Here is a 26,475-nt window from a genome sequence, read left to right as displayed (position 1 = left end):
CGGTCCTCTCCCTCTATACCGGGGCCGAGTAGGGCATGCTGCTACCGGCCCTACCGAATTGTCTTTTTGGGAGCGTAACGATGACCGACCCCCTCGCCGACGACCCGCCGCTCGACCCCGGCTTCCCGGCCACCACCCCGGCGCTGACCATCGAGAGCGCCGGCACGGACCTGCTCGGCGTGCTGCACGTGCCCGCCGGCCCCGGGCCGCATCCCGTCGTGGTGCTGCTGCACGGCTTTCCCGGGAACGAGCGCAACTTCGACCTCGCGCAGGCGCTGCGCCGGGCGGGGTACGCGGCGCTGGTGTTCCACTACCGCGGCTCGTGGGGCGTCGGCGGGGCCTGGTCGTGGGCCCACGTGCTGGAGGACGCCGCGACCGTGGTGTCCAGGCTGCGCGAGCCTGATCTCGCCTCCGCCCATCGTCTGGATCCCGGACGGGTCGCGGTCGTGGGGCACAGTCTGGGCGGTTTCGCCGCGCTGATGACCGCGGCGGCGGACCCGTCCATCGCCGCCGTCGCCTCGATCGCCGGGTTCGACTTCGGTACCGTCGCCGCCCTCATCCGCGACGATCCGGCCCACCGCACGGTCTACACGGAGGCGTTCGCCGACTCGCTCGGCCCGCTCCAGGGCACCAGCGGCGAGGCCCTGGTGGCGGAGATGGAGGCGGCCGGGGACACATGGTGCCTGGCCGGGCTCGCGCCGCTGCTCGCCGACCGCCCGGTGCTGCTCATCGGCACCGGCCGCGACGACGTCACCCCGTCCGAAGTGCACCACGACCCGCTCGTGGCGGCGTACCGGGCCCATCCCGTCAAGCGCCTGCACCACGAGGTCCTGCCCACCGACCACGCCCTGTCGGACCACCGCGTCACCCTGGCCCGCACGCTCCTCGGCTTCCTGGCCCGCTACCTCTGACGGGTGCAGGACAGGTCGTCCGGGGGCGGGGTGCCGATGTGGCGGCGCCACTCCTCCGGGGTCAGGTTCCTGCCGGCGGCGGCGCAGGCGGCCGCGGTCCAGGCGGACGGCGACAGGCGCCAGCGGACGAGCAGCCCAGGGGAGCCGCCCGGGTCGGTCGCGGTGATCAGGTGGGAGCCGTCCGCCGTCAGCCGCATCGCGGTCTTGAACTGGACCCAGTAGCCGGGCAGGCGCAGGGTGCCGACGTCGGTGCCGGTGCCGAGGTCGGTGAGCACGATCACCCCGTCCGACTTGCGCTGGACGACCAGGGTGTCGTTGACGGCGGGGACGCTCTGCGGGGGCAGCTCGCGAGGGCTGAAGGTCGTGTCGCGGGGGATCGTGCGGCGCAGCGTGGTGCCGGTGTCGTCCCACACTTCGAGGGGGCCGTCACGGCGCTGCACGACGACGTTGCCGCCGCCGGTCGCGACGTACTGGGAGGAGCCGGATCCGATGACGCGGCTCGTGCCCTCGGCGAGGTCGTACAGGACGGCGTACGCCGTGGTCCCGACGGCGCCCTGGGCCACGACGATGCCCCGCTCGAAGTCGACGACCGACCGGTAGGCTCCCGTCACCTGCTTCGGCGGTGGGATCCTGGCGCGTGTGACGCCGGTCGTGGCGTCGCGGATCTCAAGAGCGCCCGTGTCGCTCAGGGTCAGCAGGTCACGCCCGTCCGGGGTGACGGCGATCGGAGTGCCGGGCAGCTCATCTCTGAAGGGACTCCTGGCGCGCGTCAGGTCCCGCGTGTCGAGCGTCTCCAGGTGGTCGGTCTGGGCGGTGAAGAGCCGGACGTCGTCGGCGCTCCACCCGAGAAGCCATCCCACTCCCTCGAAGGTCTGGCTGCCCCGCCGATCCCAGTCGTGCACGGCGACGATCTCACCCACGGTCTGCACGGCCACGCGGGTGCCGTCGGCGCTCACCTCGGCTCGCGGCGCGTCGCAACCACTGCACGAGCGGTACAGGCTCACCTTGGCACGTTCCCCGATGCGTCCCGCGTGCTGCAGATCCCATACCGTGACGACGTCCCCGGCCGCCGACACGAGGTGATCGCGGTCGCCGAGGAAACGCAGGCCGCCCTCGATCACTGCACCACTGCCGGGCAGCGTGACCTGCTCGCCCCTCAGATCGACGGAGGAGACGTAGATCGCGGTGCCGTCGGCCACCGCCAAGTGCAGGCCGTCGTCGCTCAGGGCGATCGCCTGGGGCGAGTTGCCGTGAGACCGCGCTTCCTTGGGTGCGGAGTCGTTCGTGATCGACAGCGGCCGGATGGTCGGATAGAGCGGCATGGGCCCGCCATTGGTGCGGGTGTGGGTGAAGTAGGCGCCGTTGCTGGAGAATGTGGGCGCGAAGCCGTGCGCGCCCATCACCGAGTGGCGCGAGCTGAGCGTGAGCCGCAGGTTCGTGCCCGTGTAGTACTCCCATTGCCCCGCCACGTCGCCCACCACGATCGTGGAGGCGCTGGGCATCGCCACGTCCACGGGTCTGTCGAACGTACGCGTGGTGCGCCGGGCGCCCGTGGTGAGATCCACCCTGGTGAGCCGGCCGGGGACGACCACCGCCAGGAAGCGGCCGGACGGTGACAGAGCGATGGCGTCCACGGGGCCGCCCCATGTCTTCGGGAGGCGGGTGGCGGGCGTCGTGAGGACGGAGGTGCCGTCGGTGGCGGCGACGACCCGGCCCGTACGGTCGGCGGCGACGTCCTTGACCGGCCTGGGCAGCTCGGCGGAGCCCGCCCGCGCCCCGTCCACCGCCCGCCACCACAGCACCCGTCCGTCACGGGTGCCCGCGACGACGACCCGCCCGTCCTGGGAGCCGCCGACGGCCGAGACGGGGGCGCCCGCCTGGAGATGGCGTACCAGCGCGGGGCTCGCCGTCACCGCGCTGAGCAGCGCCGCGCGGGTCTGCTCGTCCGGCCACATCCGGTACGCCTCCACGGCCAGGAGCTGCGCGACGTCCATCCGGTCCGGCGCCATGGCCGCGGACTCGGCGGCGGCCCGCCCGGCGGTCGCTATCAGCGCCTGCCTGACCGCCTCGTCGCGCTGCACGACGGCCGTCACGGCGGCGGCGGTCGCGAGGACGGCCAGCGTGGCGAGCGCCGCGATCACCTGACGGACCACCCGTCTGGTCTGCCGCTGCCGTTTGATGTGCTCGCCGACCAGCGTGTCCTTCGGCCGCTCGTGTACGGGCGCGGCGAACTCGGCGACGACGTCCCCCAGCCGGGGACGCCCCGTCGTGCCAGGCGGCGGGCGCAGCGACCGCAGGTCGATCCAGAGCGGCTCGTAGGCGAAATATCGTGAGAGGGACGGCGGGATCGCGTCGGTACGTGCCTGATCGAAGTCGCCTCCCGCCCACGTGATCGTCCCGTCGGTGAGCGCGATCAGCAGGCGCTCAGGCGACCGGTTGGTCTGCCACCACTCCACCTCCCTGCGCACCCAGGGGGAGGCGGCGGAGGCAGGGGACGCCATGAGCACGAACCACCGGGACACGCGAAGTGCCCGCTCGATCTCCGGCCATAACTGCGGGCTGGCCGCCATGTCCGTCTTGTCGCGGAAGACGCGCAGCGCTCTGGGCCGGTACCAGGGGCAGGCGAAGCGCTGCAGCTCGGACTGCAGCGCCTCGGCCAGCCCGGTGTCCCGGCTGTGGCTGTAGGAGATGAACACGTCGTAGCCGGCCTGCTGGGAGGCGTCCCGCTTCATCGCACGTCTCACCGCCGTCCGATCGCTGAAGGTCGGTGACCGGCATCCTAGGTCGCGGCCTCACCTTCCGGCACCGGAACGCTCCTCGACTGGGGAACCTCCTAGGTCACACCCCAGGCTAGGCGGCTTCCTCCTGGCCGCGCAGCTGCGAGCACGCGTCGCAGGACGGCCGGTCCGGCGCCTGGAGCAGCTGGTCGAAGGAGATGAAGGTCCCGCAGCCCCGGCAGATGCCGTAGAGCCCGCGGTCCATGCGTTCGAGTGCGGCCCTGATGCGGCCGGCGGCGGCCCGGTCGAGCACGGGGTCGGTGGCGGCGAGCCGGTCGTCGAGCAGCTCGCGCAGCTCCTCGAGCCGCTCCAGGTGCTCGGTGTAGTGCTGCAGGTGGGTGTGGACTGATCTGTCGTCGGCCATGACGCTGATCTGCTCCTCGCTGGACGCGAAGGGAAAGGACGGCGTCCCCATCGGATACGGGGTTGCTCCAGCGGCACGCTGGAGTGACGGTGATCGTGAAGACAGGGGTGGCGTCAGATCAGGGGTGGGCTGCGTGAGCCCGCGGTGCGGTGCCCGAACTGCTGGGGGTCGCCGGTCAGGTCCCCTTCGGGATGTGGCGCGGGCAGCAGCGCGAGGTGGGCGGCCTCGGCGTGCCGCATGCCGCGCAGGGGCGGCCACAGCGTCAGCACGGGATGTTCGCGGACGCTGGACGCCTGCGGTGGCAGGCTCGACAGGCCGTCGTCGCCGGCGTGTTCGTCGCTGGTCTTGCTGGGGGCCAGGGCCGATCGGGGGACCTGGTCGGCTTCGTACCAGCCGTTGTGGGCGCCGGTCATCAGGCCGGCCGCCAGCAGGGACAGCAGGAGCAGGCCCATCACGCCGCACCGCGCGAGGGAGCCTCGTGGTGTCGTGGTGCCCCACGGTCCCGTCATAAGCCCGACCATAGCCCAGACCGTACGAAAAGGGCATTCAACCTCCACAGTCGGTCCGGCCGGATCGGGCGAGCAAGCCGTCGATCACCACGTCGGCCGCGACGCGGAACCGCTCGTCCACGTCGCCCGCCACCAGCAGGGCGGCGTGGGCGGGCCCGCGGGGAACGAGCTCAGCGGGTTGCGGCGCAGCACGTCCTGGCCGTTGGTGACGAAGCCGGACAGCCGGCCCTCGTCCTGGCCATCCACGTCTGGGTGGGGTCAGGTTTTCTGGGGGCGGGGGGTGCCGTAGGCGTCGTGGGGGGTGTCGGCGTAGGCCCACTGGTGGTCCCTGGCGTGGCGGCAGGCCGACTCGACGTCCCCTGTCCGCATGACGTCCAGGAGGTCGCGGTGTTCGTCGGCGACGCCTTCCAGCTCGGGGCCGGTGACCATCAGGGCGATGGCCGTGCGGGCCTCGATCTGCAGGGCCTCCCAGGCGCGGGTCAGCAGGCCGTTGCCGCCGGCCTGGACGACGTGGCGGTGGAAGCGGGCGCTGGCCAGGCCGATGCCGGTCATGTCGGCGGCGCGGGCGCAGGCGTACATGTCCTCGACCGCCGCCTCCAGCAGGTCGAACGGGAGCGCCCCCGCCAGCATGGCCAGCCGGGTCGCGGTCTCCTCCAGGGCCGCCCGCATGATGTACGCCTCGCGGATCGTCTGCTCGGCGAAGGGCAGCACGCGGCTGCCCTGCCGGGGCCTGCTCTCGATGAGGCCGAGCCCTTCGAGCTGCCGCAGCGCCTCGCGGACCGGGGCCTGGCTGGTGCCGTACTCGGCGGCGATCTTCGTCTCGATCAGCCGCTCCCCCTCGCCCAGCTCGCCGGTGACGATGCTGCGCAGCAGGCCGTCGCGGATCTGCCGGCTCAGGGTCGGCCGGGCGGAGCGCGGCGCGGTGGACGGATGCGCTGTGCGGGCCGTGGGTTCTGGCACCAGACCTCCCTCCAAAATCCCCTCTTGACTCTCGAATCATCTCATCTACGTTCAAATTATCGATATCGATAATTGGAGCGCAGATGCTGATATCGGTCGAGATGCCGGACAGTGCCGACGCGGCGCACGCCTACCTCCGAGACGGAGCACTCCCCCTGGGCGGCGGCACCCACCTGATGGCCAAGCTGGACGACACCGCCGGCACCGACGTACGCCTGGTCAGCCTGCGCAAGGCCGGCCTGCGCGGCATCGACGCCGAGGACGGCGTGGTCACCCTGGGGGCGGCCACCACGCTCGCCGACGTCGAGGACGACCCCCGGCTCCCCTACCTGTCCCCCTGCGTGCGCTCGATCGCCGCACCGCCGGTCCGCAACCTCGCCACCGTGGCCGGCAACCTCTTCGTGCCGCAGCCGTACGGCGACCTCGCGGCGGCCCTGCTGGCCCTGGACGCCGAGCTGGACGTCCTGGGCGCGGACGGCGCCCGCCGCGAGCCCCTGGAGCGCATCGCGGCCGAGGGCCTGCCCCAGGGCGACCTGGTGACGCGGGTCCGCTTCACCGCCCCGGCACCGGACACGTTCCGCTTTCACAAGGCGGCCAGGCGGCGGCTCAACTCGGGCTCCATCGTCACGGTCGCGGCCAGGGTCATGGTCGAGGACGGCGTGGTCGCCGACGTACGGCTGGCCGTCGGCGGGCTCACCCACCGCCTGGTACGCGCCACCGGGGCCGAACGGGCGCTGCTCGGCGGGCCGCTGACCCCCGAGGCCGTCGCCCGCGCGGCGGAGGCGGACGCCTTCGAGCCGGTCGGCGACGCCTACGCCTCGGCCTGGTACCGCGCCAGGGTCTACCCCGTCCACCTGCGTCGCGCCCTGCTCGGGGCTTGAAAGGGGAACGCATGCCGTCAAGGATCGTCACGCTCAAGGTGAACGGCGCCGAACGCGAGCTGATCGCCCGGCCCTCGACCACGCTGCTGGCCGCGCTGCGTGAGACGTTAGGGCTGATGGGCGCCAAGCGCGGGTGCGCGCAGGGCGGGTGCGGCAGCTGCACGGTGCTGCTGGACGGCCGGCCGGTGGTCGCCTGCCTGATCCCCGTCGTGACGGTGGACGGCGCGGCGGTGGAGACGATCGAGGGCCAGGCGGACGGCGAGCGGCTCAGCGACGTGCAGCAGGCGTTCGTGGACGGGTTCGCCACGCAGTGCGGCTTCTGCACCCCCGGGATGATCATGTCCGCCACCGCTCTGCTCGACCGTAACCCGGACCCCAGCCGCCAGGAGGTCGCCGAGGCCATCTGCGGGAACGTCTGCCGCTGCACCGGCTACGAGCCGATCATCACCGCCGTCCTGACGGCCGCGGAACGCCGCCGCGAAGCGACCGCCGAGCCCAGTACACCCGAGACCGGTACACCCGGGCCCGGTACACCCGAGACCGCGGGGGCCGACCGATGACGCCCCGCCTCACCCCCATCGACACCGCGTACTTCACCCAGGAGCGGACGGGCGACTTCACCGTCATCGGCGCCCCCGTCCAGCGCTCTGACGCCCGTTCCCACGTCACGGGCCGCACGGCGTTCTTCGAGGACATGACCCCGCCGGGCCTCACCCACGTCAAGATCCACCGCTCCACCCGCCACCACGCCCGCATCAACGGCGTGGACGTCTCCGCCGCCCTCCAGGTGCCGGGCGTGCTGCGCGTCATCACCCACGAGGACGTGCCGAACAACTGGTACGTCGTCCTCCGCCTGATCGGAGTCGGCCCCGACGACGAGCCGGTGCTGGCCGAGGACCGGGTGCTGTACCGGGGCGAGCCGATCGTCGCCGTGGTCGCCGAGACCGAGGAGGCCGCCCGCGAGGGCGCCGCCAAGGTCGTGGTGGACTACACCGACCTGCCGGCCGTGCTCGAGGTCGAGGAGGCGCTGGCCGAGGGCGCGCCGATCATCAAGCAGGCCGGCACCAACCACTTCGTCTACGAGGGCCACCACTGCCGCCGGGTCCGCTTCGGCGACGTCGAGCGGGGCTTCGCCGAGGCGGACCGCATCATCGAGGGCCGCTACGACTCCTCTCCCATCGAGCACGCGCCGACCGAGCCGACCGGCTGCGTGGTCGTCCCGCAGGGGGACGGCCGGCTGCGCATCCACAGCGACACGCAGGCCGCCTTCTTCACCCTCGACAACACCGCGCTCATCCTCGGTGTCCCGCCCACCGACCTGCGGGTCGTCGGCGGCACGGTGGGTGGCGGCTTCGGCGGCAAGGTGGACGTCATCGTGGAGCCGCTGGCCTGCCTGGCGGCCCTGCTGACCGGCCGGCCCGCCAAGTACGTCTACAGCCGCGCCGAGGAGATGCAGGTGTCGTCCACGCGCGCCGCTGAGCGCATCTACATCAAGGACGGCGTGATGGACGACGGCCGGATCGTCGCCCGCCAGGTCAGGCTGTACGTGGACGCGGGCGCGTACTCGCGGCACAGCCCCTACGGCGTCACCAAGGCGGCGGCGCACATGCCGGGCCCGTACACGATCCCGAACGTGCACGTGGACTGCTACTGCGTCTACACCAACCGCACGCCGTCCAGCGCCATGCGCGGCTTCGGCGTGACGATCGGCGACTTCGCGCTGGAGTCGCACATGGACCTGGTGGCCAGGGAGCTGGGCATGGACCCGCTGCGGCTGCGGCTGCTCAACGCCTACCGCGACGGCGACATGAAGGCGCACCGCAAGATCGCGTCGGGCACGGCGCTGGTCGAGGTGATCCAGCGAGCCGCCGACCTGGTGGGGCACGAGCTGCCACCCGAGTACCGGGCGATGTCGTCCACCGAGCGAGCGGAGGGCTGAGCAGATGGCGTTGCGGCGCGGACGTGGGTACGCGGCAGTCAACTACCCGACCGGGATGAACCTGGGCGGCGACCCGTCCCAGGCCCTGGTGCACGCCACCACCATGGGCGGTTTCGTGGTGACGCTCTCCTCGGTGGACCTCGGCCAGGGGCTGCGGACGGTCGTCGCGCAGTGCGCGGCCGAGACGCTGGGCATCCCCATCGAGAACGTCATCATCGACACCGCCGACACCGACACGGGACCGCACTGCATGGGGACGTTCGCCAGCCGCGGCACGCACCGCGTCGGCAACGCGGTGATCATGGCGGCGCGCGAGGCCAGGGAGGTCATGCTGCAGGTGGCCGCCGACGAGCTGGAGGTGGACGCGGGCGACCTGGAGACCGACGGCACCGGCTACGTCCGGCTCAAGGGCTCGGCGGAGAGGAAGATCCACGTCAGCGAGGTGGCGCTGGCCGCGCACTTCCGCCAGGGCCGGACGATCTCGGGCCGGGGCATGTTCCTGAAGGAGCCGAGCCCGGTGGTGCCGGAGACCGGGGAGATGGACCCCGACTCCTGCCAGGCGCACGCGTGCACGGTGGCCGAGGTCGAGGTGGACGACGAGACCGGCGTCATCGAGGTGCTGCGGCTCTACAACACCTACGAGGTGGGCAGGGCGCTCAATCCGGCCATCGCGACGCAGCAGGTGGAGGGCGGCGCCTGGATGGGGTTGTCGCACGCGTTGTTCGAGTCGACGGAGCCGTACTATCCGCACTCGCGCGAGCACGGCCCGCTCGACTTCACCGAGTACCTGATGCCGGGGCCCGCCGACATCCCGGCGCAGACCAGCGTGCTCCTCGAACGGCCCGCCGACAACGGGCCCTTCGGGGCGAAGGGGATCGGGGAGATGACGGCGAACGCGCCGATCCCCGCGATCGCCAACGCGGTGTACGACGCGGTGGGCGTACGGCTGACGAGCATGCCGTTCACGCCGGAGAAGGTGCTGCGCGGGCTGGATGAGCTGCGGGCCGGCTGTGCGACCTGAGGGGCCGGCTGACGCGCTGCTCTCCGACCAGGACGAGCTGGGCCGCCGGCTCGGCGCGGAGGGCTATCTCGCGGGCGAGGGCCTGCTGACCGCCGTGCACCTGGCCGGCGTGCTCGGGCTGCCGCTGCTGCTGGAGGGCGAGCCGGGCGTCGGCAAGACCGAGATCGCGAACGTGCTGGCCCGGGTGCTCGGCCGCGAGCTGATCCGGCTGCAGTGCTACGAGGGCCTGGACGCCTCCCAGGCCCTGTACGAGTGGGACTACCCCAAGCAGCTGCTGTCACTGCGGGCCGCCGAGGTGGAGGGGCGCGAGGTCGGCCGGCTCTACCGCGAGGAGTTCCTGCTCCAGCGGCCGCTGCTGCGGGCGTTGCGGGCGGCGTCCGGAGCGGTGCTGCTGATCGACGAGATCGACCGGGCCGACAGCGAGTTCGAGGCGTTCCTGCTGGAGTTCCTGGGCGACTTCCAGATCACGATCCCGGAGCTCGGCACCATGCGGGCGGCGAGCGTGCCGTTCGTCGTGCTCACCTCCAACAGGACCCGCGAGCTGCACGACGCGCTCAAGCGCCGCTGCCTCTACCACTGGATCCCCTTCCCCGACGCGGACCGCGAGCGGGCCATCATCCGGGCGCAGGAGCCGGGGCTGGACGAGCGCAGCGCCGCCCGCCTGGTGGACGCCGTGCACCGCATCCGCGCGCTCGCGCTGCTCAAGCGGCCGGGCATCGCGGAGTCCACGTCGTGGGCGCGCGGCGTGCGCACGCTGGCCGGTGAGGGGGCGAGCTGGCCTGAGGCGATGCGCAGGTCGGCGGGGCTGCTCGTCAAGCACGAGGAGGACCTGGCCCTGGTCGAACGGCACGCGGCGGAGGTGTTCTGTGACTGACCCCGGAAAGGGGCCGGCGACAGCACCCGCGACTGGGCCCGAGTTCGCCGAGGGAGTCGCCGAGCACGTGCACGGGTTCCTGCGCGACCTGCACGAGCAGGGCCTGCGGGTGCCGGTCCCCCGGCGGCTGGTGTTCCTGCGGGCGATCGAGGCCGTGGGCCCGCGCGACGTCACGCACCTGTACTGGATCGGGGCGAGCACGCTCACCGCCGCCCGCGAGGACCTCGACGTCTACACCCCCACGTTCGAGCGCTGGTTCGGGACGGCAGGGACCCGGCACGTCCCCGACGAGGAGTCCCCCGAGGACGAGACGCCCGCGCCGCAGGGAAAGGGGGACGAGTCGCCGTTCGCGGCGGCGCTCGGCGGCCGGGCGGGCCGCGAGGCAGGGCGGGCCGAGCGCGAGCGGCGTCCGATGTTCGGTGCGGCGAGCGAGGACGAGCGGGCGCTGCTCACGCTGCTGCGCAGGGAACTGCCCCGCGCGGTGCCGTCCGTACGCTCACGCCGCAGGAGGCCCGCCAGGCGCGGTCCGTGGATCGACCTGGCGAGGATCTGCCGCGAGTCCTGGCGCACCCACGGCGAGATCGTGACGCTGCGCCGCCGTGACCGGCCGCGCAGGCACCGCCGGGTGCTGCTGCTCATCGACGTGTCGGGCTCGATGAAGCAGCACAGCGCCGCCTACCTGCGCTTCGCGCACGCGGTGACCGCCCGGCTTGAGCGGGCCGAGGTGTTCACGTTCGGCACCCGGCTGACCCGGGTGACCGCGGCGCTGCGGGCCCGCGAGGTGGACACCGCCGTCGCCGCGCTGAGCGAGGTCGTCCTGGACGCCGAGGGCGGCACCAGGATCGGCGCCGCGCTGCAGGAGTTCCTGGGCAACGCCCGCTACGTCACGATGGCGCGCGGCGCCCTGGTGATCGTGCTGTCGGACGGCCTGGAACGCGGCGACTGCGAGCCGATGCGGGCGGCCGTACGGCGGTTGTCGCTGCTCGGCCACCGGCTGCTGTGGTGGTCGCCGCTGGCCTGCGACCCGGCGTACCGGCCGGTCACCCGCGGCATGTCGGCCGTGCTGGGCCACCTGGACGCGCTGGCCGGCGTCCGTGACCTGCGCACGGCGTACGAGCAGGTACGGCTTCTGGGCAGGGAGTGATCGTCATGTACACGGGCCCCATCGTCGACGCGCACCACCACATCTGGCGGGTGGCCGACCAGCCGTGGCTGTCCGGGCCGATGGTGCCGCGCATCTTCGGCCCGTACGAGCCCATCAGGCGCGACTACCTGATCGACGAGTACGTCGCCGAGGCCACCGCCTGCGGCATCACCCAGTCCGTCTACGTGCAGACGAACTGGCCGCTCGACCGGGTCGAGGACGAGGTGCGCTGGCTGCGCGAGGTGCACGAGCAGAGCGGCTGGCCGACGGCGGTCGTCGCGGCGGCCGACATGTTCGCCGACGACGCCCCCGAGGTCATGCGGCGGCAGGCCGCGCTCACCCCGCTGGTGCGGGGCGTGCGGCAGCAGCTGCACTGGCACGAGCGGCCCGAGTTCCGCTTCGCCGACGCCCCCGACCGGATGAAGGACCCGGTGTTCAGGAAGAACGTCGGCGCGCTCGCCGGTCTCGGCTGGCTGTTCGAGCTGCAGGTCTTCCCTGAGCAGATGGCGGACGCGGCCGAGCTGGTGGCGGACTTCCCCGAGGTCACGTTCGTGCTCGTGCACGCGGGCATGCTCATCGGCGACGCGGACGTGCCGTCGTGGCGTTCCGGGCTGGCGGCGCTGGCCGGGCTGCCGAACGTCGTCGTCAAGCTCACCGGGCAGGGCACGTTCGTGCACCGGGTGGACCGCGGCCTCATCTCGCTCGTCACCGACGAGGTGATCGGCCGGTTCGGCGCCGGGCGCGCCATGTTCGGCACCAACTTCCCCGTGGAGAAGCTCTGGACCACCATGCCCCCACTGGTCGGCGCGTGGAAGGACGCGCTGGCCCACCTCCCGCCCGGTGACCAGGAGGCGGTCTTCGCCGGCACCGCCCGACGGGTGTACGGGCTGGAGAGCTGACAGGTACAACGCTGAAAGGAATGGCACCGTTATGGCACTGTTCGTTCTGACCTACGGTTACCACGACACCCCGCTGCGCGCCGAGCGCCGCGATGACCACGTCGCCCATCTGGAGAAGCTCAGGGAGCAGGGCAGCCTCGTCGCCGCCGGCCCGTACACGGACCTGGCGGGCGGCATGATCGTGCTGCGGGCGGAGGACGAGAGCGCGGCGCAGGCGCTCGTCGAGCAGGACCCCTACACGCAGCTCGACGTCACCAAGGACCGCCGGTTGCGCGAGTGGCGGGTGACGGTCGGCGCGCTCGCCGCTGACACCTGATGAACGCCGACACCTGATGAACGCCGGCGCCTGATGAACGCCGGCGCCTGATGAACGCCGGCGCCTGATGAGCTCCGCCGCCGTCGCCTCCTAGTGCCGGACGGGCGACGGCGGCGGTCACCGTCACTTCGGGTCGAGCACGAACAGCGGGATGAGCCGGTCGGTCTTCTCCTGGTATTCGGCGTAGGGCGGGAAGGCGGCGACCGCCCGCTCCCACCAGGCCGCCCGCTCGTCGCCGTCGGCCTCGCGGGCGACGTAGGTGCGGGTGACGGCGCCGTCCTGGAGCTCGATCTCCGGGTGGGCCTTGAGGTTGTGGTACCAGGTCGGGTGCTCGGCGGCGCCGCCGTTGGAGGCCACGACGGCGTAGCTGCCCTCGTGCTCCACCCGCATGAGCGGCGTGTAACGCAGCTTGCCGGTCTTGGCGCCGCGCAAGGTCAGCAGCACCACCTTCAAGCCCCGGATGTCGGCCACCTCGGTGGTGCCCGCCTCCAGGATCTTCTTCGTCTGGTCGCGTACCCAGTCGGTGGGGCTCAGCTCAACGCTCTGATCAGCCATGCCCGAGATCAACAACGGGCCCGCCGCGCTCATTCCCGCCGCTGGACGACGGGCCGAAAGCCCGCGCGCCCCAGAGACCTTCGGCCCGCCGAGGCGCGTTTTCGTCAGGCGCGTGCCCAGTCGAGGTTCTCGCGGACGACGGTGAAGCCGACCGAGCGGTAGAACGCCACCCCGCCCTCGTTGGACGACGGGGTGACGACGGCGACCGCGCTCGCGCCCCGCTCGGCGAGCGCGGCGCAGGCGCCCAGCACCGCGTCGCGGCCGTAGCCGTGGCCGCGGTGGCCGGGGTCGGTGCCGACCGGTTCGAGCAGCCCGCACCTGCCCTCGCCGGCGAACCAGCCGGTCGCGGCGGCGGCGGGCGCTCCGGACGGGGTGCGGACGAGCGTCTCCACCACGAGCCCGCCCGCCGGCGAGCGCTTCATCGCCTGCCAGCGCTCGACGGTGAACGTGGAGCCGGCGAACGCGGCGCGCTGCACCAGCACCCGGTCGGCGGCGGTGCCGGGGCCGACGAGCTCGGCGCGGGTGGTGACCGGGCGCGGAGTCCATGTCAGCGCGGTCCAGGGCTCGTCCGTGTCGCGGGTCCATCCGGGCATGGGCAGCCCGTCCGTACGGTCGTCGTCCGGCCCCAGCACCTCCTCGGCGTCCGCCGCGACGGCTGCCAGGTCGGCGTCCGGCGCGGCGGTCACGCGCAGCACGTGCCCGTCGAGGAACCCGACGGCCACCGGCGTCCCGCCGGCGCTCCACAGGTGCACGACCGCGTCGTCGAAGCGGAGGTACCAGCCCACGTCGCCGGGATGGAGGCCGCCGCCCGGCAGGTCGGCCGGGGTCCACTCGCTCAGGGCGCGCAGCGCGGGGCCGGTCTGCTCGCGGGTCAGGCGGTGCCGTACGAGGGGGGTCATGAACGGCACGCTAACCGGCGCCCCCGTACCTCCTCAAACGCATTTCACCCTGCGTGCACTGTTCTCGCTGCCGCCGATGGTGGTTCATGCGGCGTTCATGCCCGTCTTGGAGGTTTGTCGGCTGTCACCCTCATTTGCAGGAAAGGCAGCACTGTGAAGAACAAGAAGGCCGAGGAGACCGAGCACTCCGGGCTTTCCCGCCGCCGGCTGGTCAAGTACGCGGGCGTCGGCGCGACGCTCGCCGCCGCGGCACCCCTCGTCGGCGGCACCCCCGCGCAGGCCGACGACGAGCGCAGGTTCGGCAACGGCGGCAACAAGGGCCGCATGTGGCGGGCCGGCGACCACCACGTCCACTCCGAGTACAGCGGCGAGTTCGACACCAAGACGAACCCGCCCACCTTCCACAAGGGCGCGGACGCCGTCTACCCGATCGTCACCAACGCGATCATGGCCAAGCATTTCGGCCTGACCTGGGCGATGTGCACCGACCACGGCGGCCCCACGCACTCCAAGGTGAACCTCGAGCAGGCCTACCCCGACCTGCTGCGCTCGCGCGTGCTGGTGCCCGAGGTGCTGCAGTTCTGGGGCATGGAGTTCGACGCGCCCGCACTCGACCACCACACGCTGATGATTCCGCACCACGACGGTGAGGCGCAGCAGCTGTTCGAGCTGGAGAGCCGCTTCGCCAAGTTCGACGCCTTCCCGAACGACCCAGGCCGCGACACCGAGGCCAAGATGGTGGAGTTCCTCAAGGCCGCCCGCGGCATGCCGCGCAAGCCGCTGGTGATCGCCCACCACGCCTCCCGGTCCGCCACCGGGCTCGGCGTGTGGGGCCAGGACACGCCGCGCGAGTTCCGTAACGGCAACAACGCCGCCCCCGACGTGTACGTCGGCTTCGAGGGCGCGCCAGGGCACCAGGCCGGCCCGCTGAACGGCGGCGCCCGCGGCGGCTACGGCAACCACCCCACGTACGGCGGCTTCGACCAGATGACCGCCCGCGTCGGCGGCCTGTGGGACTCCCTGCTCGGCGAGGGACGCCACTGGTGGATCACCGCCACCTCCGACTCGCACGTGCACTGGACGCGCGGCGGCTCCGACTTCTGGCCCGGCGAGTACAGCAAGACGTACGTGGCCGCCCGCCAGGACTACGGCGACATCATGGACGCCCTGCGCAACGGCCGGATCTTCGTCACCACCGGCGACCTGGTCACCGCGCTCGACGTCACCGCGAGCAGCCAGGGCCGCAGCGCCACGGTCAGCGAGACGCTCGTCGTCACCAGCCGGGGCCGCAACGACGTGGAGGTGGAGATCCGCTTCCGCCCGCTGGACGGCAAGAACGGCAACGGCGACCACCCCGAGGTGCGGCGCGTCGACCTGATCGTCGGCCAGGTCACCGGCGTCAGCTCGAACCTGGACGCCGACACCAACCCCACCACCAAGGTCGTCGCCCGCTTCGGCCCGAACGACTGGCGCCGTCAGGGCCAGGACCGCGTCATCCGGTACACGCTGCGCGACGTCGGGCACGACAGCTACCTGCGGGTGCGCGGCACCAGCACGGACGAGATGGAGCCGCAGGCCGACGGGAAGGAGAGCCCCTGGGAGGACCTGTGGTTCTACTCCAACCCGGTCTTCATCCGCGTCCGCTAGCCCTCCACATGTGGGGCGGCCCCAGACCGGGCCGCCCCCACCGGCCCGATCAGCGTCTCCACCTCGGCCGCGACCAGCCGCCGGTACGTGCCGGCGTCCAGCGCCCTCGCCCGCACCCCGTGCCGCAGCCGCCGCGCCCGCACCAGCGCGGGCCCCGCCGCGAAGAACCCCAGCGCCGCCTCCCTGTCGCGGCGCAGCGCGGGGCGCATGAACGCCGGCCGCTCCGAGGCCGCGTCGAACAGCTCGTCCACCAGCCGCGCCCGCGCCCCCGACAGGAACCGGTGCACCTTCTCACGCACCTCGTCCGCCACCACGACCACGAACGACGCGGGCGCCGGCCGGGTGATCGCCCCCGGCACCCGCTCCCCCTCACCCCCGGCCGCCCAGAGCAGCCGCAGCAGAGCGGGGTACCCGTCACTGCACGCAACCCCGAGTCGCGACGCCACCCCCTTGCCGAGATGCGGAAAACACCCATAAGCCCGGCCGTGTCTGCCCGGGTCGGGCGTCAGGTGAAACCGCACCCGCCCGTCCGCCTCCTCACTCACCACCACGTACGGCACCGGCGCGTCCTTCCCGAGTGGATCCGTCGCGCGCAACCCGGGATCGGCGTTGTAGGGCGGACGCAGGGCGAAGATCAGATCCGCCTCCCGCCAGGCCGCCGCCTCCTCATCCACCGCGGTCTCCCAGGCGACCCGGCGCACGAGGTCGTACCGCTGATGCAGCCGCGACACCGGAACCCGCACCCCCGCATGCTGCCGCAGCCGCTGCCGCAGATCGCCGGCCTTGCCGACGTACAGCAGCTCGTCCCCCTCCCCCAGAAAGAAGTACACCCCGGCACCGCGCGGCGCCTCCCCTGCCGCGACACGCAGCACCTCGCGCCCCCGCTGCCCCCAGTCGTCACGCATGCGTCAAGGCGTCGGGGAGGGCGGAGCCGGAGAGGTGGGCGCGGATCATGGCGGTGAACAGGTCCGGGTTCTCGCCGCTCCACGCGTGGCCCACGCCGGGCGCCAGACGGGCCTCGCCGTTCGGGAAGGCCGCGGCGATCTCGGCCAGGGAGCGTTTGGTGAGGTCGTGCTCGTTCTCGCCGGCGACCGCGAGCACCCGGCACGGCGACGTCCGAGGCGGCAGCCGGAAGTCGATGGCGTCGTTGCTCGCCTTGCGGAAGGCGTGGCGGTCGGTGGTGCGGGCGGCGGTCAGGTAGCCGTCCACGTCGGCGTCGGGGACGTTGAGCGCGCGGGCGTTGGCCCGCAGCACCGGCCCCCACTTCATGACAGGGGCCATGAGGGCGCCCATGAGGCGTAACCGGCCCGGGTTGGGGAACGGCAGCACGTTCACCCCGCTCACGATCGCGCTCGCCACCACGTCGGGGGCGGTCGCGGCGAGGGTCGCGGCCACGTAGCCGCCGAGCGAGAGCCCGACGACGTGCGCCCGGCCGGACGGCGCCCGCGCCGCGATCAGCTCGGCCACGAGAGCGGCGGTGCCGCCGATCGACTCCCAGGCGACGGCGGCGCTGCGCCCGTGTCCCGGCAGGTCGGGCACCAGCACCCGCAGGTCGCTCTTCAGCGCGGTGACCTGCCGTTCCCACATCCAGCCGGTGGTGCCCACGGCGTGCAGGAGCACCACGGCGTCGGCGTCGTGCGGGCCGGCCTCGTGGACGAAGATCGTCATACCGGCCATGCTGGCACACCGTCCCTCGCCGACGCGCGCCTCACCGGGAGCGCTTCCGTCCGTAGACCCCTTGTCAGGGGCCACGCCTCTGCATGGTGTCCACCCGTGGAGATGGGTGCTGAGCCCAATGGTGCCAGGGCGGGGCGGCGGCCAAGCTGGTAAGTGAGCGAACCCGATTCCGGGCCCATCGGACGAACGGTCGAGGGGAGAGGGCATGACGAACGGCCGGACGGCCTCCCTCTGGCAGGCGTTCACGGTGGCCGAGCCCGTGATGTGGCTGGTTCTCGGCCTGCTGCCGCTCGCGGCGCTCGCGGCGCGGACGCTGCGCGTGGTCGGCGAGGACGAGCGGCTCGTGGTGCGCCGGCTGGGGCGCGCGGCCGGCGTGCGCGGCCCCGGCCTCGTCGTCGTGTGGCCGGTCCTGGAACGAGGGGTACGAGTGTCGCTGCGGCTGACGTACCTGGACCTGTTCGCCAAGGAGCTGGTCACCCGCGACGGCGTGGGCGTACGGGTCAAGGCCACCGCCGTGGCGGCCGTGGACGACCCCGTCCGGTACGCGACGACGGCGGACGACCCGTTGACGGCGACCACCATCGCCGCCGAGGCGGAGCTGCGCCGGGAGGTCGGCCGACGGGACCTGGCCGACCTGCCCGGTCTGGTCGCCCACGCCGGCGCCGAGCTCGCCGAGCGGGTGAGCCGGAGCACCCGCCGGTGGGGCGTCCAGGTCACCCTGCTCGACGTCGCCGACGTCCAGGTCCCGCTCCGGGGTGAGCTGATCGCCCGCGTCCGGCGCAGGGAGCCCCCGCGTCCCGCGGCAGCCGTACCCCTCAAGGAAGGAGACATCCACCGGTGAACATCACCCACACCCCCGTCCCAGGCGGCGGGGTCATCCACCACTTCGACACCCACCGAGGCGACCACCTCGCGGTGATCATCAGCCCGACGGGACAGCGTTCCCTCATCGTGTACGACCGGCAGGTCCCCGACACCCCGATCGCCACCGTCGAGTTCGACCAGCAGGAGGCCGACCAGGTGGCCGGCCTCCTGCACAGCCGCCCCTTGGCCGAGCGCCTCGCCGCCGTCGAACAACGCCTGGAGAGCCTCCTCCAGGACGTCCGCGACTGACAGTGACGATGGAGGGGTGAGCGCTTCCCGCCAGAGTTCGGCCCAGCGACTGACTGACCTCGGGTCCTCAACGGGATCTGTCGGCCCTGGCCGGGAAGCGCTCAAGTGCGCTCACCGGACGCGGCGTCGGTCGGCTACGCCGCTCTGCTGACCTGGATGCGCGCTGTCGGGCAGCTGAGCCGGGTCGGGGTCGAAGGCACCGACGTCTACGGAGCAGGCCTGGCCCGCCTGCTGCAGGCCGAGCAGATCGACGTCATCGAGATCGACCGGCCCGACCGCAGGGCCCGCCGCTTCCAAGGCAAGTCCGACCCGATCGATGCCATCGCCGCCGCCAAGACGGCACTAGCCGGAGACCGGACCGGCACCCCCAAGCAGCGCGACGGCCGCATCGAAGCGCTGCGTGACCTGCGCAGCGCCCGGCGCAGCGCGATCGACCGCCGTGCCGATACCCAACGGCAGATCAAGGCCCTGATCGTCACCGCTCCCGACGCGCTCCGCCAGCGCCTGCGCGGCCTGACGAGCACGAAACTGATCGCCACCTGCGCCGCCCTGCGCCCCGACCGCGACGACGTGCCGCCTGCGCTGGGACCCACGCACCAGCGCCTACATGAAACGACGCACCCAGGACGGCCTGTCCAAGAAGGAGATCATCCGCTGCCTGAAACGCTACCGTCGCCCGGCTCCAGCATGTCGTCGAGGTCAGCGATCTCGACGCATGACGATGCGATAGAGGGCGGCGTTGGCCTGGCGATCGCCGCCGCGGTTGAGGCGGTGCCGGGTGGTCTTGCCGAATGAGGCGGGGATCGGCGCAACGCCGCAGACATGGCGAAGACGGCCTCGCTGTGGATGCGTCGAGAGCTCTTTCGGACCATCCTCACAAATGATCAACGTCGGCTTGACGATCCATAGGAGCATCCGAGCCCCCACGCGCGGCGGACCGCCTCCTTACACCGGGCCTGCCACCACCCGCACCAGACCGGCCACCCAAGGCGGCCCGCCGCGCGCCCTCAAGTAAGCCGCCTGCCTTCCTCCCTCGCCTGGTCCACCGTCACACGCGACCGCCGCGCCTGGAGACCAGCACGCCGAGGGCCACGGCAGCACCACCCACCGCCAGGAGCCGCCAGTCACGCGAGCGTGACGTCGCCGGTTTGACGATCACCTGTCGCATCGGTTCACCGCCCGCACGCTGCCACTCCTCCTCCACGATCCGGCAGAAGTCCCGCTGGCGCCGATCCGCACTGGCGATCTCGTACTCCCCGCGGTGGCCCTCCCAATGGGTCCGTGCGATCTCGGTTCCGAAGGCGCGGGCCATGTTGTGGCGGAGTGACGCCTCCGTGATCTGCCCCAGCGAGTACATGCTCCGCCACATGGTGAGGAACTGGTTGTAGAAGACGTACAGGCGGAGGTAGCCGTCGTCCTCCGGCTTCCGCCACGGTTCGCCTAGAGCCTGCGTCAGGCTCGGATCGTCGATCGCCCAGCGGATGAGCTCCATGTGCAGCACTCTGGACGTCTGTTCGGCCGCGATCCGGGCGGTGCGAGCCTGCATCAGCACGGAAGCCGCTATGCCCAGGAGCGAGACCGCCGTGAGCAGAGTGGTGGCGGGTCCGTACGCCTGCCCTATCTCGCTGAGCCTCGTCCACTCGGGGCCGGGCACAAGAGCGGCGAGTCCCCGAAGCGCCAGCGGCGAGAGAACCAGCATTCCCGCTACCACCGACACCGCGACCAGGACCACCAGTACGAGGGTGAGCCGTCTCCATCGCCGTCCGCTCGCGTTGTTCATACGCGTCTCCCTTACAGGCCGACCGGACCTCATCCGGCTGGCGGCACCAGCACGGCCACCCTGGGACTATCGCCGGATCCGGCCCTCTGTTTCGCCTGGCTACACGACATTCACGACGCTGACACACGCCTCGATGAGCAACCTGTACATGTTCCACCTCCTGTACTGGCTGCAGTTTTTGTAGGGTTGATTCACCACCAAGACTCGACAGAAGGCGGCTGGGCATGACCAACCCGCACGACTCAATGGGCACTCTGAAGCCCGCAGCCAGCTCGGCACGCTCGTAGCGCGTGCCGTGCACGGGCGCCGGTACACGACCATCAGCCGATCCACCACCGAGCGCGCCGTGCTCATATCAGAGGAGGAGTTCGAGGAGTACATACGACTCAAGCGGGAGCGCGAGGCCGCAGAGGTCCGTGCCAAGATCGACGCCGCCGCCCAAGGTGAACTCGACATGACGACCTATACGTCGCGCGAGCAAGCTTATTCCGATCTCGGGCTGGGTGACGCCGACAAGTGAAGGTTCCAGTCCGGATCGCCCCGGAGGTCAGGGCTGCGCTACTCTCGGCACCGACAACCCTGCGCGCGTCGATCGTCGATGTGTTGCTGGACTTGGGAGATGGCCCCCGCACCCCCCGAAGCCGTACCGTATGCAGATATTCCGGGCGCGTACGAGCTGACCACCCCGATCTTCCGCGCGCTCTACACGCATGGCCCGGAGGACCTGGATCCCGACTCGGTATGGGTCCTCCACATCAACACCTGAGCAGCTGAAGGGTGGAGAGCATCCAGAAGCCCCCGCACCGCTTCTGGATCTTCTCAAAGCCGCACTTAATGATGGATATGCACACTCTGCGTGGCCACGGCCGTCGAGAGCCGCATCAGGCAGGTGGACTCGGTGCCACTATCACCCTCTGAGGTTCTCCTCGTTGATAACCGCTCAGCGGATGGTGTTGTAAAAAGGGGACGGAACAGCAAGCAAAGAATCTTTGCTGCTCAGTTACCAGGCTCTCACGAGTCGCCGTTCGTCCCCGGTCCTGGGGTTCCGGGACGTTAGCCGACGATCTAGCAAATAAGAGATCTAGTCGGCGCTCCTCAGCACCGTTACCACTCGTGTTTTTCACACGTCCGAGAAGCTGATCACGCCGTCCAAGACGGACTACGTCGGCTCCAGCACCACCTAATGTGCCGGAGGCCTGCTAGACCAGCTCTGGGCTCGTCTTAACTGCGCCACGACGACATCGCAAATTCATGCTAGAGAACGGCGATGACGTTCACGACACCACCGGAGGGCTCACGAGATGTGGCCGATGTCCTTTTCTAGATCTATGATCACTTTCCGCATTATGCGCTTGAATGTAGCGGGCAACTCGTCGTCGGTGATCTTGGCTACTTCTTTTTCGCCAAGGTGGATTATCAACACCCGGCGCATCTGCGCCATATTTGCCAAGTCAAAGTTGGGTATATAGTTCCGATCCTTCCCGAACGGATATCTGATCGACCAATATGCCCGAACGAAGCGCTTGACTCTTAGGGTCGCAGGTATTTTGTGGCGGCGCTTCATCGTTTCCATTGTGACATCTAGGCGCTTAAGAAGCGCAATGTCGTTCATTTGACGAAAGTAATTGAGCCACCCATAAGAGACGCCTCCATAAACGCAGCCGGTGACGATCAGATTGAGCCGGTCCTGCAACTGTTGAAGATTTCCATCATTCTTGTAGCGAGTAAACGCTCGTGCAATTGAGGTTTCGATATTCTGAACGCTTCTCTTGCGAACAGTTACAGCACTGCCACTGAACTTATATCCAAGATAACTGAACCCGTCTAAAATAGAACCACTGCTCGACTTTGCTTCGCCGGCGGCTGTCAAATGAACTTTCAGACCGCTATCTTCGCATTCATTGATGATACTGTCTCGAACGCGATTGATCGAAGTGCCATTACAAAGGATCAGGATGTCATCTACATAGCGAAAGTACGCACAGTCATCTAGGGTGGAGGCAGCAGCGTCAATTTTCCCCATCACCAGCTCTGCAAGAATGTTTGAGATGGCTAGGCCTTGCGGCACCCCCCGCTCATTCGGCGTGCGGTCCCGTTGACCACTAGGAACCGTCGGTGTTCTCACTGCGCCTAGAACAGCACCAAGGATCTCCTTCTTTCGAATCTTGGTCCTCAACTCCTGCTCGATTTGACTATGCACGATGGACGGATAGAAGTTCACTATATCAAGCTTGATGTACGAGTCGTACGTGCCAGCAGCTACCGCGGTGGCTACCTCGAGCACTCGCTGATGGGGTATAACGCCTCGCGTTTGCGGAAACAACGCGGTCAGGCAATCAGCAAGCGCTCTCAGGACTATTCGGTCGCGAGCGGTGGGAATCGAAAGAACCCGCGGCGCTCTCCCGGCACCTTTGAGTTCCAGCACTTCGCGATAGCCGGTGAACCGATAAGACCCCATCCGCACTTTTCGCGAGATGAGTTTCGTGACCACATCAAGATCGGTAGCGAGCGACTTGGGATGAATACCGTCCCTTCCATGAGCGCCCTTGTCCTCTATGTGATCATGATACAAACGCCTGAGGTTAGATGGTGTAGTTATTGACCTGAACAGCGTTGCTGCCGTCACTCGCGCTGGCCGCACAATCGACGGTTCAATATGTGAGGCCGAGCGAGCGAAAGCATCTGTCGAGATTTCGCTAGCTACTTCATAGACCATTGGCGAACCAAACGCCGAATGGGATCAGAAGTGCGACCGGAACTACCAGGGTCACATATGGAAAGGCCATGGCGGTGAAATGCCTCAGCCAGACGAAGAGCTCACGCGCGCGGCGCCAGAAGCCAGATCCGGCGTGGGGCGGCACGGGCTGGACCCTTCGATAATCATGCTCGGTATGGTTTTCCGAAGACGCCATCGCCACATGATAATCGTCCAGCAACTTCTGATATTTTTCAGACCTGTCCGGGCCGGTGTATTCTTTCAAATTCTCCGCAAGGACAGAGATCTGCTGTATTCTTTTATAATTCTCCTCCATCGCCTTCGCCCTTGTTCCATACCCAACACTGGAAACTACGAGCGAGATCGATAAAGAAAACACTGCTAAAGCGACCATCAGGGCGTCGCCGCCCTTGCCGTACATATTCTTCTCGACGAGCATCCCAACGGAAGCGATTACCGTCGAGGTCGACAACGCAACGAGCGCAGCATTCCAAGCTATGTTCGCATGAGCCAGTCGGCGGTAGGCGTTGAGTCGACTCAAATATGTGATGTAACTTCTTTTCTCCAGCCGTGCTATCGCCGGCGAGATGTCGTTTGACAGCCCGGCCACTGGTCTCCCTTGCACCGACCTCTCGACACAATCACCCGCGATCCTATGGGCGCGAGCATTGCCCTAGATCAAAATCGAGGGCAAACCGTAATACCGCAGCATTACGGCATATTACTACTGCCACCCATGCGGATACGCCCCCGAAGCGGCGGGCGCATGGGCAAGCGGCCGAGCCGCATTCAACGATAGCAGTGAGGGCTTTCCAACCTGAAGCCGCAGGTCGAGGCAACGCCGCGTGGGTGGGGCCTTGATCGACAAGTAGAAGAGCCCCTGGTACAAGGGTTGTCAACCAAGATCAACCTTCACCACCAGAGGCTCTGTGTTGTTCTACCGCGCCGCGCTGCCCTTGTCATCTCGGACGCTGTCCTATCTGTCCGGCATCCTGCGCCGACACCGCAAGACGATCGGCACGCCCTGGCGCCGCCTCAACCCCGGCCAGCAGGCCCTGCTCGTGCTCGTCCACCTGCGCAAAGGCGAGACCCTGACGGAGGTCGCGGCTGGCTTCGGCATCGGCATCGCGACCACCTGGCGCTACATCCGCGAAGCCGTCACCCTGCTCGCCCGCCGCTCGCCCCGCCTGGACCAGGCGCTACGCGCGGCCAAGCGCGCCGGCTACCCCTACCTGGTGCTGGACGGCACGCTGATTCCCATCGACCGGGTGGCCGCCGACCGGCCGTACTACTCGGGCAAGCACAAGAAGCGCGGCATGAACATCCAGGTCCTGGCAACGCCCGACGGCACCCCCTTGTGGACCTCCGGTTCCCTGCCCGGCTCGGTGCACGACCTCAAGGCCGCTCGCATCTGGGGCATCCTGCGCCGCCTGCAAGCTGCCGACCTGGTCACCCTCGCCGACAAGGGCTACGTCGGCGCAGGTGAGCACGTACGCGTGCCCTACAAGGGCCGCGACAAGCCCGCCTCACAGAAGGCCGCCAACGCCGCCCACGCCAAGCTCCGCGGGCCCGGCGAACGCGCCAACGCCCAGCTGAAATCCTGGCGCATCCTCCGAAAACTCCGCAGCTGCCCACTCCTTGCAGGTCAGCTCGTCAAAGCAATCCTCGTTCTTCAACTCCGCGAAGCGGGATGAAAACTCTCAGTGAGGGCGTATCCCAATTCGTCCCTGGCCGGTAAGGTGATGCGCAAAATCCGCGTTTCGCTGGTAGGGCATGACGAACAACCTGGTGCTGGGCCAGCTCAACGTGGTGCAGGCGGCGTTGAGCCTGCTCTCACCCAGGCGTGCAGTGGGACGTGATCAGACCACGTGCTCCGGGCGTAATCGACGAAGCATTTCCGTACGCGGCCCTCGCCAGCGAACACGTAATCAATCTTCCGCTTGCGGGTCACGTAGGTCCAGCGCCGGCGCGGGTCGCATTCGTCGCGGCCCTTGTAGGCCGCGGCGGCGTCGCGCGGCACAAGGTTGAGGTCGCCGCCGATCACACCTCGGCCGAGCTTGAACAGCTCTCGCAACTGGATGTGCCGGTAGGGCCTGCCCTTCTGCCTGTCGTCGTAGCTCGATCCCGACGAGAAGTGCGCGGTGCAGAACGCCCGGTCGGCCGTGCAGACGGCGTACCTGCGGGCTCCCCACGGCGGCGAGGTCAGCGCGTGCACGGCGAGGCCGGTGTCCGCTCCGGCCACGGCCAGGGTGACGCTCAGCACCCCACGCGGCCTGCCGTTTCTGTCGGGCAGGCACTGGTACGGGGAACCGTCCGAGTACATCAGCCCAGCCGACCGGACGCTCCAATTCCGGCCGGTACGGCGTTCGAGCTGGTGTTCCAGGTCGGCGTCGGCGTCCGTGCAGAACTCCTGAAGGAAGACCACGTCCGCCTCGGTCGCCAGCACTGCCACGTGCCAGGCCAGCTCGGCGTTCGAGCGGCGAAAGAGTGCGCACCCGGCGTTGGTGCCCGCACAGACGTTCCACGTCATCACGTGGAGGAGAGGGGGCTGTGCCTGTACGGACAGGTTCGGGGACAACAGCCCGGCGATCACGAGCTGGCTGATCATCATCACCGAGATCCCTCCACACATGATCCGAGCCGTCAAAAGACCGCTCAACCGGCACATCTGGCAACCAGGAGCCTATCGGTCTTCATGGGGTCACACCCGGGCGTACGAGCTGCCGAGAGCCTCTTCTCATGCCAACCCGTCCCGGTTCTCTCCTGCTGAGCAGCCCGATCAGGTTGGAAATGCTTCAGTGATCGTACCCTTTGTTCCCATGCAAGTCTGATGCATACTGACGCCCGTTTCCGCAGCTCGATGACCATCCGAGCCCTACCGCACCTTGTCCGGCCAGCGAAGCAGGCGGTCACCATTCCTGGGCCTGGCACGGTGACGACGTCAGCGGGTGACGATTCGGGCCAGGACACCTATGAGCCCCGCGCCATACTGTCGTCCCACGACGCCCCCAGCCCGCCGTCCATTGCCCGCGCTTGCCCATGGGGGATAACCATGTCTCCTGCACGGTGATATCAAGAGTCCGCGGTGAGCAAACGTCGGAGCCATCAGGCACAATTCGGCCGAGGGCCGGTCACGGCGACGGTGACGCGGCCCCAAAGGCGGCCAGGACGAGGCCACGCCCCAGTGTCAGCAGGTGTTCGCGCCGTCGAAGGCGCGTACTCCCCTGAACACCTGGGAGGAGATGGTCTTGCCTGGGTCCACTGTCTGGCAGTCGCCGTCACCGCCTCTTCCCCAGATGATTTTGAGGCGGAGGCGGGATTGGCAGTCGTTGCGGGCGTAGCCGGTCTGTGTGATGCGGCCGGTCGTCTGCCAGACGGCGACGCACATCGGGGCGTTGCCCGCCGGTGCGGCGCTCCAGGCCGGGGTCTGGGTGAGGGCGCAGGCCAGGGCGGTTACGCCGGTGATGGTTCTGAGCATCGTGGCACTCCAAGA

Annotated in this window: 30 protein-coding genes; 15 read left to right on the top strand and 15 right to left on the bottom strand. The window is 69.6% G+C overall.

The window, feature by feature from the left end:
• Positions 1-80 precede the first annotated feature (80 nt).
• Entirely contained in the window at positions 81-911 is an 831-nt protein-coding gene (locus ACFFR3_RS37630; RefSeq protein WP_345385193.1) for an alpha/beta hydrolase family protein, read from the top strand.
• On the opposite strand, the gene ACFFR3_RS37625 is transcribed toward ACFFR3_RS37630, so the two are convergent.
• From ACFFR3_RS37625 to ACFFR3_RS37605, 5 genes are all read right to left on the bottom strand, one after another.
• Positions 902-3,643 carry a toll/interleukin-1 receptor domain-containing protein gene (locus ACFFR3_RS37625; RefSeq protein WP_364384012.1) on the bottom strand — a complete coding sequence of 914 codons (2,742 nt, stop codon included), beginning with the start codon at positions 3,641-3,643 and terminating at the stop codon, positions 902-904. The genes ACFFR3_RS37630 and ACFFR3_RS37625 overlap by 10 nt on opposite strands.
• Positions 3,644-3,761: 118 nt before the next feature.
• Positions 3,762-4,103, bottom strand: coding sequence for a hypothetical protein (locus tag ACFFR3_RS37620; RefSeq protein WP_345385197.1), 342 nt, complete (start codon positions 4,101-4,103; stop codon positions 3,762-3,764).
• A 62-nt stretch (positions 4,104-4,165) separates the two neighbouring features.
• Positions 4,166-4,561, bottom strand: a complete 396-nt coding sequence (locus ACFFR3_RS37615) for a hypothetical protein (RefSeq protein WP_379484679.1) — start codon at positions 4,559-4,561, stop codon at positions 4,166-4,168.
• 84 nt (positions 4,562-4,645) lie between these two features.
• The gene (locus ACFFR3_RS37610) at positions 4,646-4,807 is read right to left on the bottom strand and encodes a hypothetical protein (protein ID WP_345385199.1); all 162 of its coding nucleotides are present in this window, start codon (positions 4,805-4,807) and stop codon (positions 4,646-4,648) included.
• Between the two features lie 12 nt (positions 4,808-4,819).
• Entirely contained in the window at positions 4,820-5,521 is a 702-nt protein-coding gene (locus ACFFR3_RS37605; protein WP_379484678.1) for a GntR family transcriptional regulator, read from the bottom strand.
• Positions 5,522-5,604: 83 nt separating this feature from the next.
• Here ACFFR3_RS37605 and ACFFR3_RS37600 point away from each other — a divergent pair, with 83 nt between their 5' ends.
• The 8 genes from ACFFR3_RS37600 to ACFFR3_RS37565 are packed head-to-tail and all read left to right on the top strand — an operon-like array spanning position 5,605 to position 12,595.
• Positions 5,605-6,402, top strand: a complete 798-nt coding sequence (locus ACFFR3_RS37600) for an FAD binding domain-containing protein (RefSeq protein WP_379484677.1) — start codon at positions 5,605-5,607, stop codon at positions 6,400-6,402.
• Positions 6,403-6,413: 11 nt separating this feature from the next.
• Positions 6,414-6,962 (top strand): (2Fe-2S)-binding protein, encoded by a 549-nt coding sequence (locus ACFFR3_RS37595; protein ID WP_379484676.1) that lies wholly within the window; start codon positions 6,414-6,416, stop codon positions 6,960-6,962.
• A complete protein-coding gene (locus tag ACFFR3_RS37590; RefSeq protein WP_379484675.1) occupies positions 6,959-8,341 on the top strand; it encodes a xanthine dehydrogenase family protein molybdopterin-binding subunit in 1,383 nt (460 codons plus the stop codon). Before ACFFR3_RS37595 ends, ACFFR3_RS37590 begins: the two co-directional genes overlap by 4 nt.
• Positions 8,342-8,351: 10 nt before the next feature.
• Positions 8,352-9,362: a xanthine dehydrogenase family protein molybdopterin-binding subunit gene (locus tag ACFFR3_RS37585; RefSeq protein ID WP_379484674.1), complete on the top strand. Its 1,011-nt coding sequence runs from the start codon at positions 8,352-8,354 to the stop codon at positions 9,360-9,362.
• Positions 9,352-10,236 carry an AAA family ATPase gene (locus ACFFR3_RS37580; protein WP_364384033.1) on the top strand — a complete coding sequence of 295 codons (885 nt, stop codon included), beginning with the start codon at positions 9,352-9,354 and terminating at the stop codon, positions 10,234-10,236. Before ACFFR3_RS37585 ends, ACFFR3_RS37580 begins: the two co-directional genes overlap by 11 nt.
• Positions 10,229-11,380 carry a vWA domain-containing protein gene (locus ACFFR3_RS37575; protein WP_379484673.1) on the top strand — a complete coding sequence of 384 codons (1,152 nt, stop codon included), beginning with the start codon at positions 10,229-10,231 and terminating at the stop codon, positions 11,378-11,380. The genes ACFFR3_RS37580 and ACFFR3_RS37575 overlap by 8 nt, the downstream gene beginning before the upstream one ends.
• 5 nt (positions 11,381-11,385) lie before the next feature.
• Entirely contained in the window at positions 11,386-12,279 is an 894-nt protein-coding gene (locus ACFFR3_RS37570) for an amidohydrolase family protein (RefSeq protein WP_379484672.1), read from the top strand.
• A gap of 31 nt (positions 12,280-12,310) precedes the next feature.
• The gene (locus ACFFR3_RS37565; protein WP_345385207.1) at positions 12,311-12,595 is read left to right on the top strand and encodes a YciI family protein; all 285 of its coding nucleotides are present in this window, start codon (positions 12,311-12,313) and stop codon (positions 12,593-12,595) included.
• Positions 12,596-12,718: 123 nt separating this feature from the next.
• Here the strand turns inward: ACFFR3_RS37565 and ACFFR3_RS37560 are convergent, their stop codons facing one another.
• On the bottom strand, positions 12,719-13,150 hold the full coding sequence (locus ACFFR3_RS37560) for a nitroreductase family deazaflavin-dependent oxidoreductase (RefSeq protein WP_345385208.1): 432 nt from the start codon (positions 13,148-13,150) through the stop codon (positions 12,719-12,721).
• 104 nt (positions 13,151-13,254) lie between these two features.
• The gene (locus tag ACFFR3_RS37555) at positions 13,255-14,049 is read right to left on the bottom strand and encodes a GNAT family N-acetyltransferase (RefSeq protein WP_364384043.1); all 795 of its coding nucleotides are present in this window, start codon (positions 14,047-14,049) and stop codon (positions 13,255-13,257) included.
• A 153-nt stretch (positions 14,050-14,202) separates the two neighbouring features.
• Here ACFFR3_RS37555 and ACFFR3_RS37550 point away from each other — a divergent pair, with 153 nt between their 5' ends.
• Positions 14,203-15,696, top strand: a complete 1,494-nt coding sequence (locus ACFFR3_RS37550) for a CehA/McbA family metallohydrolase domain-containing protein (RefSeq protein WP_379484671.1) — start codon at positions 14,203-14,205, stop codon at positions 15,694-15,696.
• On the opposite strand, the gene ACFFR3_RS37545 is transcribed toward ACFFR3_RS37550, so the two are convergent.
• Together ACFFR3_RS37545 and ACFFR3_RS37540 are read right to left on the bottom strand one after the other, a co-directional pair.
• On the bottom strand, positions 15,693-16,601 hold the full coding sequence (locus ACFFR3_RS37545) for a GIY-YIG nuclease family protein (protein WP_379484670.1): 909 nt from the start codon (positions 16,599-16,601) through the stop codon (positions 15,693-15,695). The two genes, ACFFR3_RS37550 and ACFFR3_RS37545, sit on opposite strands and share 4 nt — an antisense overlap.
• Complete coding sequence (locus ACFFR3_RS37540; protein WP_379484669.1) at positions 16,594-17,364, bottom strand: alpha/beta fold hydrolase; 771 nt, start codon at positions 17,362-17,364, stop codon at positions 16,594-16,596. Before ACFFR3_RS37540 ends, ACFFR3_RS37545 begins: the two co-directional genes overlap by 8 nt.
• Before the next feature lie 214 nt (positions 17,365-17,578).
• Between ACFFR3_RS37540 and ACFFR3_RS37535 the strand changes: the two genes are divergently transcribed.
• The 3 genes from ACFFR3_RS37535 to ACFFR3_RS50325 all read left to right on the top strand — a co-directional run bounded on the left by ACFFR3_RS37535 (position 17,579) and on the right by ACFFR3_RS50325 (position 19,281).
• The gene (locus tag ACFFR3_RS37535; protein WP_345385215.1) at positions 17,579-18,214 is read left to right on the top strand and encodes an SPFH domain-containing protein; all 636 of its coding nucleotides are present in this window, start codon (positions 17,579-17,581) and stop codon (positions 18,212-18,214) included.
• The gene (locus tag ACFFR3_RS37530) at positions 18,211-18,486 is read left to right on the top strand and encodes a cation:proton antiporter regulatory subunit (RefSeq protein WP_379484668.1); all 276 of its coding nucleotides are present in this window, start codon (positions 18,211-18,213) and stop codon (positions 18,484-18,486) included. The genes ACFFR3_RS37535 and ACFFR3_RS37530 overlap by 4 nt, the downstream gene beginning before the upstream one ends.
• Before the next feature lie 105 nt (positions 18,487-18,591).
• Entirely contained in the window at positions 18,592-19,281 is a 690-nt protein-coding gene (locus ACFFR3_RS50325; RefSeq protein WP_512699786.1) for an IS110 family transposase, read from the top strand.
• On the opposite strand, the gene ACFFR3_RS37520 is transcribed toward ACFFR3_RS50325, so the two are convergent.
• Together ACFFR3_RS37520 and ACFFR3_RS37515 are read right to left on the bottom strand one after the other, a co-directional pair.
• A complete protein-coding gene (locus tag ACFFR3_RS37520) occupies positions 19,186-19,401 on the bottom strand; it encodes a transposase (RefSeq protein WP_512699785.1) in 216 nt (71 codons plus the stop codon). The genes ACFFR3_RS50325 and ACFFR3_RS37520 overlap by 96 nt on opposite strands.
• 133 nt (positions 19,402-19,534) lie before the next feature.
• A complete protein-coding gene (locus tag ACFFR3_RS37515; protein WP_379484667.1) occupies positions 19,535-20,266 on the bottom strand; it encodes a DUF6082 family protein in 732 nt (243 codons plus the stop codon).
• Between the two features lie 295 nt (positions 20,267-20,561).
• Between ACFFR3_RS37515 and ACFFR3_RS37510 the strand changes: the two genes are divergently transcribed.
• Positions 20,562-20,786 carry a prevent-host-death family protein gene (locus tag ACFFR3_RS37510; RefSeq protein WP_345385219.1) on the top strand — a complete coding sequence of 75 codons (225 nt, stop codon included), beginning with the start codon at positions 20,562-20,564 and terminating at the stop codon, positions 20,784-20,786.
• Positions 20,787-21,560: 774 nt separating this feature from the next.
• Here the strand turns inward: ACFFR3_RS37510 and ACFFR3_RS37505 are convergent.
• A complete protein-coding gene (locus tag ACFFR3_RS37505) occupies positions 21,561-22,982 on the bottom strand; it encodes a reverse transcriptase domain-containing protein (protein WP_379484666.1) in 1,422 nt (473 codons plus the stop codon).
• Positions 22,972-23,592, bottom strand: coding sequence for an SLATT domain-containing protein (locus ACFFR3_RS37500; protein ID WP_379484665.1), 621 nt, complete (start codon positions 23,590-23,592; stop codon positions 22,972-22,974). The genes ACFFR3_RS37505 and ACFFR3_RS37500 overlap by 11 nt, the downstream gene beginning before the upstream one ends.
• A 319-nt stretch (positions 23,593-23,911) precedes the next feature.
• On the opposite strand from ACFFR3_RS37500, the gene ACFFR3_RS37495 reads away from it, so the two are divergent.
• A complete protein-coding gene (locus ACFFR3_RS37495; RefSeq protein WP_379484664.1) occupies positions 23,912-24,676 on the top strand; it encodes a transposase family protein in 765 nt (254 codons plus the stop codon).
• Between the two features lie 107 nt (positions 24,677-24,783).
• On the opposite strand, the gene ACFFR3_RS37490 is transcribed toward ACFFR3_RS37495, so the two are convergent.
• Entirely contained in the window at positions 24,784-25,593 is an 810-nt protein-coding gene (locus ACFFR3_RS37490) for an endonuclease/exonuclease/phosphatase family protein (RefSeq protein WP_345409201.1), read from the bottom strand.
• A 576-nt stretch (positions 25,594-26,169) separates the two neighbouring features.
• The gene (locus tag ACFFR3_RS37485) at positions 26,170-26,460 is read right to left on the bottom strand and encodes an alpha-amylase inhibitor (RefSeq protein ID WP_364384061.1); all 291 of its coding nucleotides are present in this window, start codon (positions 26,458-26,460) and stop codon (positions 26,170-26,172) included.
• Positions 26,461-26,475: the final 15 nt, after the last annotated feature.

The organism is Nonomuraea salmonea (assembly GCF_042428605.1).
In the GTDB taxonomy this organism is placed as follows: domain Bacteria; phylum Actinomycetota; class Actinomycetes; order Streptosporangiales; family Streptosporangiaceae; genus Nonomuraea; species Nonomuraea salmonea.
Note: the sequence above shows the minus strand (reverse complement) of the source record. Positions and strands in the feature narration are given on the sequence as shown.

What these genes read in the sequence shown, in the direction of transcription:
- ACFFR3_RS37620 (WP_345385197.1), bottom strand. Translation starts at nt 4,103, where the DNA reads ATGGGGACGCCGTCCTTTCCCTTCGCGTCCAGCGAGGAGCAGATCAGC.
- ACFFR3_RS37600 (WP_379484677.1), top strand. Translation starts at nt 5,605, where the DNA reads ATGCTGATATCGGTCGAGATGCCGGACAGTGCCGACGCGGCGCACGCC.
- ACFFR3_RS37615 (WP_379484679.1), bottom strand. Translation starts at nt 4,561, where the DNA reads ATGACGGGACCGTGGGGCACCACGACACCACGAGGCTCCCTCGCGCGG.
- ACFFR3_RS37520 (WP_512699785.1), bottom strand. Translation starts at nt 19,401, where the DNA reads ATGCTCCTATGGATCGTCAAGCCGACGTTGATCATTTGTGAGGATGGT.
- ACFFR3_RS37590 (WP_379484675.1), top strand. Translation starts at nt 6,959, where the DNA reads ATGACGCCCCGCCTCACCCCCATCGACACCGCGTACTTCACCCAGGAG.
- ACFFR3_RS37625 (WP_364384012.1), bottom strand. Translation starts at nt 3,643, where the DNA reads ATGAAGCGGGACGCCTCCCAGCAGGCCGGCTACGACGTGTTCATCTCC.
- ACFFR3_RS37535 (WP_345385215.1), top strand. Translation starts at nt 17,579, where the DNA reads ATGACGAACGGCCGGACGGCCTCCCTCTGGCAGGCGTTCACGGTGGCC.
- ACFFR3_RS37595 (WP_379484676.1), top strand. Translation starts at nt 6,414, where the DNA reads ATGCCGTCAAGGATCGTCACGCTCAAGGTGAACGGCGCCGAACGCGAG.
- ACFFR3_RS37630 (WP_345385193.1), top strand. Translation starts at nt 81, where the DNA reads ATGACCGACCCCCTCGCCGACGACCCGCCGCTCGACCCCGGCTTCCCG.
- ACFFR3_RS37505 (WP_379484666.1), bottom strand. Translation starts at nt 22,982, where the DNA reads ATGGTCTATGAAGTAGCTAGCGAAATCTCGACAGATGCTTTCGCTCGC.
- ACFFR3_RS37560 (WP_345385208.1), bottom strand. Translation starts at nt 13,150, where the DNA reads ATGGCTGATCAGAGCGTTGAGCTGAGCCCCACCGACTGGGTACGCGAC.
- ACFFR3_RS37540 (WP_379484669.1), bottom strand. Translation starts at nt 17,364, where the DNA reads ATGACGATCTTCGTCCACGAGGCCGGCCCGCACGACGCCGACGCCGTG.
- ACFFR3_RS37555 (WP_364384043.1), bottom strand. Translation starts at nt 14,049, where the DNA reads ATGACCCCCCTCGTACGGCACCGCCTGACCCGCGAGCAGACCGGCCCC.
- ACFFR3_RS37490 (WP_345409201.1), bottom strand. Translation starts at nt 25,593, where the DNA reads ATGATGATCAGCCAGCTCGTGATCGCCGGGCTGTTGTCCCCGAACCTG.
- ACFFR3_RS37515 (WP_379484667.1), bottom strand. Translation starts at nt 20,266, where the DNA reads ATGAACAACGCGAGCGGACGGCGATGGAGACGGCTCACCCTCGTACTG.
- ACFFR3_RS37570 (WP_379484672.1), top strand. Translation starts at nt 11,386, where the DNA reads ATGTACACGGGCCCCATCGTCGACGCGCACCACCACATCTGGCGGGTG.
- ACFFR3_RS37545 (WP_379484670.1), bottom strand. Translation starts at nt 16,601, where the DNA reads ATGCGTGACGACTGGGGGCAGCGGGGGCGCGAGGTGCTGCGTGTCGCG.
- ACFFR3_RS37565 (WP_345385207.1), top strand. Translation starts at nt 12,311, where the DNA reads ATGGCACTGTTCGTTCTGACCTACGGTTACCACGACACCCCGCTGCGC.
- ACFFR3_RS37485 (WP_364384061.1), bottom strand. Translation starts at nt 26,460, where the DNA reads ATGCTCAGAACCATCACCGGCGTAACCGCCCTGGCCTGCGCCCTCACC.